Origin of the sequence: Aphanothece microscopica RSMan92, assembly GCF_046613545.2 — a bacterium.
Classification (GTDB): Bacteria; Cyanobacteriota; Cyanobacteriia; order PCC-6307; family Cyanobiaceae; genus NIES-981.
In genome coordinates this window covers 1-339 of sequence record NZ_JBKKKY020000676.1, presented here as the reverse complement: position 1 = coordinate 339, position 339 = coordinate 1, and the positions used below count along the sequence as shown (strand labels likewise).

Annotated in this window: 1 protein-coding gene; it reads right to left on the bottom strand. The window is 74.0% G+C overall.

From position 1 onward, the window contains the following. Window positions 1–339 (bottom strand): hypothetical protein (locus ACLD7X_RS19585; RefSeq protein ID WP_411425347.1); only part of this gene is annotated, 339 nt, incomplete at both ends.

The window sequence follows — 339 nt, the reverse complement described above, 5'->3', positions numbered from 1 at the left end:
TCGCCCGCCGCGATCGCCGCCGTCAGCGACGTCTCCAGCGCGTCGATCGCGTCCGTCACATAGCCCACGACCGTCGCGCCGACGCCCGCAAGCTGCGCCTCGAGCGCGTCGATCTCCGCCTGCAGCGCGACATCCGCCGCCTGGTACGCCGCATCCAGCGCCGTCACCGTCGCCGTCAGCGTGGCCAGCTCCGTCGTCAGCCCCGTGATCGCCGTCGCGTTCGTCGCGTCGCCCGCCGCGATCGCCGCCGTCAGCGACGTCTCCAGCGCGTCGATCGCGTCCGTCACATAGCCCACGACCGTCGCGCCGACGCCCGCAAGCTGCGCCTCGAGCGCGTCG